At 62.8% G+C, this 3027-nt stretch carries 3 protein-coding genes; 1 reads left to right on the forward strand and 2 read right to left on the reverse strand.

Translation table 11 applies throughout. The features are described from left to right. Positions 1-429: 429 nt before the first annotated feature. Positions 430-1302 (forward strand): polyamine aminopropyltransferase, encoded by an 873-nt coding sequence (gene speE, locus Q7L05_RS17270; RefSeq protein WP_303909542.1) that lies wholly within the window; start codon positions 430-432, stop codon positions 1300-1302. A gap of 139 nt (positions 1303-1441) precedes the next feature. Here speE and Q7L05_RS17275 read toward each other — a convergent pair whose 3' ends face one another. Continuing rightward, a complete protein-coding gene (locus Q7L05_RS17275) occupies positions 1442-2239 on the reverse strand; it encodes an ABC transporter permease (RefSeq protein ID WP_303909544.1) in 798 nt (265 codons plus the stop codon). Then, the coding region (locus Q7L05_RS17280) for an ABC transporter ATP-binding protein (RefSeq protein WP_317623154.1) at positions 2236-3027 on the reverse strand (792 nt) is incomplete at its 5' end. The genes Q7L05_RS17280 and Q7L05_RS17275, both read right to left, overlap by 4 nt.

Here is a 3027-nt window from a genome sequence, read left to right on the forward strand (position 1 = left end):
GCAGGAGATTACTTCGTCGCCGGGGCTCGGCTTTGGCATCCTGCGTCGCTCTACCGCCTACATCCATGTAGGCGTCCTCGTAATGACAGCGGGGGGGAAGTTCTTCATGAGCCTAGCCGAATAGACTGACCTACCCGGCTCGGGCCTCCTCGAGAATAGGTCCCAGACACTCTCTATTGCCGCCATCATGGCGGCATACGTCGCTCTCAACGACTGCATCCATACAATGGCAGTCGCCTCAAGTTACCGAAAAATCCGATTGAATCAGTCTTACCCTCGTGAGAGTCGCTATTCTCGAACGTTCCTCGCTCCTCGCCACTAGCCACTAGCCACTAGTCACTAGCCACTCGCCACTGCCCCTTGGACTGGTCCCTTACGGAGCGATCGAGTATCTTCCACCCGCCCCCGAAACGTACCGGAGAACGCGTCATGAACCGACTGGAAGGCAACTGGTGGAGTGAACCCTGCGAGGAACACGGCAGCGCCTTTTCGCTGAAGGTCAAAAGCCGACTTCACGAAGAGCAGACACCGTTCCAGAAGATTGAGGTCTACGAAACGGAAAAGTTCGGCAACCTCATGGTGATCGACGGCTTCGTGATGCTCACCAGCCGGGACAATTTCCTCTACCACGAGATGATGAGCCACCCCGCGCTCTATACCCATCCGGCCCCGAAGCGGGTACTGATTATCGGCGGAGGTGACTGCGGGACACTCCGGGAGGTCCTGCGCCATCCGGAAGTCGAACGGGCGCAGCAGGTGGACATCGATGAGGGGGTCACCCGGGCCGCCGAGCTCTATTTTCCGGAACTGTGCGAGTTCAACGACGACCCGCGCGCCGAACTGCATTTTGCGGACGGCATCCGCTGGGTCAAAGAGGCGGAGGCCGGGAGTGTAGATGTCATCATTGTCGACAGCACCGACCCCATTGGCCCCGCCGAGGGCCTGTTCAACGAGGCCTTCTATCGCGACTGCTACCGCGCCCTGGGCGGTAACGGCATCCTGGTGCAACAGAGCGAATCGCCGCTGCTGCACATGCGACTGTTGACGGAGATGCACGGGGCCATGCGCACGGCCGGCTTCCCGGACGTGCGCACACTGCAGTTTCCCCAGCCGGTCTACCCGAGCGGCTGGTGGAGCGCCACACTCGCCGGCAAGGGCGGGGTGCTGGACCAGTTCCGGGAGGTGGATGCCCGCAACAAGGTCTATCCGACCGCATATTACAGTGTCGGGATCCACCGCGCCGCCTTCGCCCTGCCGCCGTTCATGCAAGAGGCATTCGATCGGGTTCGGAACCAAGCCTGACCCGGACGTCGAACCGACATTCACACATAAAATAGAACCACGGTGCACACGGGGACGAAATAAACAAAACACCAAGTATCCTTTCCCCGTGCTCCCCGTGTACCCCGTGGTTAACAGCACTGCTTTTGACTCTCCTCCATCAACCGCCCTTAAGGCGGTCGAGGCGCAGCCGGTCCCGCTCGTCGAACAGTCGCTGTGCCCCGAGCCACACTGCCACCATGGTTCCGAACCCGGTTCCCCCGGCAATCAGAAACATAATCAGGATCTGGTATTTGACCGCTTCGATGGGGGGCGCGCCGGCCAGAATCTGACCGGTCATCATCCCCGGCAGGCTGACGATGCCCGCCGCGGCCATGGCATTGGTAATGTGGATCAGCCCGGTACGGATACTCTCACGACGGATGTTCTCGATAGCTTGTGCGCCGGAATGACCCAGCATCAGGCGCGCCTCGATCACCCGAAACTGCGTCCACGCACTCGAGGTGAGGCGATCCAGTCCCAGGGCAATACCATTCATGGTGTTACCGAGCAGCATACCGAGCAGGGGAATGGAGTATTGAGGCTGGTACCAGGGGTCGTTGCCGATGACCACCACCAGCGCCAGTACGGTGACCGAAAAGGAGGAGACGAACATTGACAGGGTGCCGACGCCGTAGCCCCACCAGCCGGTAAAGTGCCGTTTCTGGCGCGCCATGACTTCACGGCCGGCGACCGTGAGCATGACCAGACTGAGCAGGGCAATCCAGCCGAGGTCGACATTGCGGAACAGCGCCTCCAGCACCAGTCCGATCAGCAGCAACTGGATTACCGTACGCGCCCCCGCGATCAGCAGGCCCGACCCCAGCCCCAGGTGCATGCGCCAGCTCAGAAAGGCCAGCGCCAGGATCAGCAGCGCCGCCAGAGAGAGGTCCAGAGGCGAGAGGGAGATAATGGTCACAGGGGCACCTCGCTCAGGCGTCCGCCGTCGATGCGGAAATGGCGGTCGGCGACGCGCCGGATCTGCTCCGGATCATGACTGACCCATAGCACCGGAGCGTGCTGCTCGCGACGGTACGCAGCAATCACCGTCTCGGCACGGGCCACGTTTTCGGGATCCAGGGCAGCGGTCGGCTCATCCAGCAACAGTGCAACCGGACCATTGGCCAGCAGGCGCAGCAGGGCCAGCCGCTGCCGTTCACCCGTGGAGAGACGCGCCACCGCCCACCCCGCAGCTTGCGTATCGAAACCGAGCCGCTGCCAATGCTCCGGTTCGATTCGGCAGAAGTGATCACCCACCCGGTCATGCCACCACTGGCTCTCCGCCGGCAGCAGGCCGACCCGCGCACGCCATTCGGACGGCGCAAAGGCATCGGCCGGCCTGCCGTCGAGCAAGACCTTCCCCTGATAGGGGTCCAGGTCCGCCACCGCCCGCAGCAAAACCGTTTTCCCGGCACCGGAGGGACCCGAAAGGCAGACACACTCGCCGGGGCCGACGGTCAGGTCGATTGCCTCGGTGCCGCGGACCTTCAGCTGCTGGAGTTCAAGACGACTCAGGGGAACTCTCCGGTTGAATTCGGAGCCGATCCTAACGGATCGGACCTCGCTATAGCAGCCCGGCAACCTGCCCGTCCCTGGCAGGAGGGCCGCCCCCGGCGCGATGGCCGTGCGAAATCGCCGCGAGGGCGCGCCTCCTACCGGGCCGATGCTTCGATCTCGTAGGATGGGGTGAGCCCCGCGAACCCCATC

Source organism: Thiohalomonas denitrificans (assembly GCF_016841685.1).
Classification (GTDB): domain Bacteria; phylum Pseudomonadota; class Gammaproteobacteria; order Thiohalomonadales; family Thiohalomonadaceae; genus Thiohalomonas; species Thiohalomonas denitrificans_A.